This window comes from Nostoc sp. KVJ20 (genome assembly GCF_001712795.1).
In the GTDB taxonomy this organism is placed as follows: Bacteria; Cyanobacteriota; Cyanobacteriia; order Cyanobacteriales; family Nostocaceae; genus Nostoc.
The window spans coordinates 1-1,774 of sequence record NZ_KV757777.1 but is presented as its reverse complement, the minus strand read 5'-3'; the positions used below and the strand labels follow the sequence as shown (position 1 = coordinate 1,774).

Sequence of the window (1,774 nt, the reverse complement as noted above, 5' to 3'; positions counted from 1 at the left end):
ACGTTCTGGATTATGCAACAAGGTATGCAAAATACTGAGCAAAACATTATTTTCTACCTGATGCTGGAGTAAGTAAGCCTGAGTGCAGTGCCAGAATTCCTGAATGTTGTCGAATCGATTTAGTTGCATGATTAGCCTTCCTCACTAACCATTACTATCAAATGATAAAAATATATATTGTGGGGTGGGCATCTTGCCATAGGTGTCAAGTTAAGGCTGGTTCCCAAATGTCAAGTGACCTTTTGGCATTATCCCTATGCCGTTTGCGAACAGCTTTAACAAGTCCCATTGAGCGATGATTTTCGACAAGCCAAGGTATAAGTTCTAACTGTGGGTTCTGCAAGCAGGCACGGTTAAAGAAATACAAACTGCGGAACACCATCTCAATAGAAATTTGTTCTACAGGCTGCTGTAGAGCGATAGCAACATCGGCACATAGGTCGTTGAGTACAGCGTAAAAAATACAAGTTGCATAGAGTTGCATTTTGACCCCGTTAGCTCCCCCAACCCAGAGGTAAGATAGACCCAGCAAGCGTTTTGTAAGTAAAAAAGCATCTTCAATCCGCCAACGTCGTCTGTATAAATCACATATTTGCTGTGCCGAAAGTACATCCGGGTCAATCACATTGGTTAAATAGTTATACCAAGTATTACCCCACAACACTGATACTTGTCGCATTGGATGGCGACATGGGTTAGTATGATGCAGTCCCATTTGAATAATCTCATCTTTGTAATGAGAGGTTCGCCATAATACACGCACAGTCCGATAAACAACTTTCGATTTTTGTCTTGTTAAAACATACTTACCAGAATCAGTTAAAGCATCAAACCACTCAAATCCATAGAAACCCATATCTACTAATAACAAACCATTTACTGGCAGAATTGATAATAAAGATTTCCACCAATTTGTCTCGTTACAATTAGGATTGCCATCGTACCAAACTGAGACTGGACAATGGGTAAATGCTTCTACCACCATCATTATTTTACCCGCCAATATCTGACCTTTTTTTTCTTTTAATTGCCCAAGATGTTTTTTAATTGCTTCAAGAGTTGAGGCATCTGCAATCCATACAGATGAAAATTTATCTGCTACCGATGCCCACTTTGGTGCTAGTTCTTTGTCACGACTTTTTTCTCTAATCTTCTTTATTACTTGCTCAAATAGCACCATAAAAAGATGGCTAGGCAAACTATTAAGACGTTGAGATAAAGCTTGTTTGCTTACCTCCATTGTTGAAACCCACATCAATCCTTCAACTTCTAATATACGTAATACATCTGTTAAGTGCTGTACTTGACGATACACTAGGCTGAGAACGATTGCGGACATTACTGGTAAGGTTAGTATACGTGAGCGTAAGCTACGTTCTTTATCTTTTACATCTTTGAGATTTGCAAATGTGCCTGGACTAAGTAGTTCAAATAATCGTGATTCAATCTCCTTGCTCTCAGGCGCGGGCACCGTTACACGATGGCGAAAGTCTGGATTCCCTTGTTTTTTCCGTGGTTTACTCATGACTAAACTCAGCACCATTGTGTTGAGTTTAGTCAATTACTAGGCCCCTCTTGACAAGACTCTATTTTTCTTAACTTGACGCCAATGGCAAGATGCCCACCCTACAAAATTAAATAATTTATTTCTTGGAGTTCCCTAAAAGAATTAATTCGGCTTACCCGTAATCGTGAATGCTGCCCAGTAATAAGGATGATTATAAAGATTTTTATCTGAGGCCATTTTACTATTTCTATATAGTTGTGTAGCCAA

The 1,774-nt window shown here is 39.3% G+C and carries 1 protein-coding gene; it reads right to left on the bottom strand.

The window, feature by feature from the left end:
- Nucleotides 1-205 precede the first annotated feature (205 nt).
- Complete coding sequence (locus A4S05_RS36295) at nucleotides 206-1,525, bottom strand: IS4 family transposase (RefSeq protein ID WP_084227391.1); 1,320 nt, start codon at nucleotides 1,523-1,525, stop codon at nucleotides 206-208.
- Nucleotides 1,526-1,774: the final 249 nt, after the last annotated feature.

Bases quoted from the DNA above. Each gene is read 5' to 3' on its own strand.
- A4S05_RS36295 (WP_084227391.1), bottom strand. From the start codon at position 1,525: ATGAGTAAACCACGGAAAAAACAAGGGAATCCAGACTTTCGCCATCGT.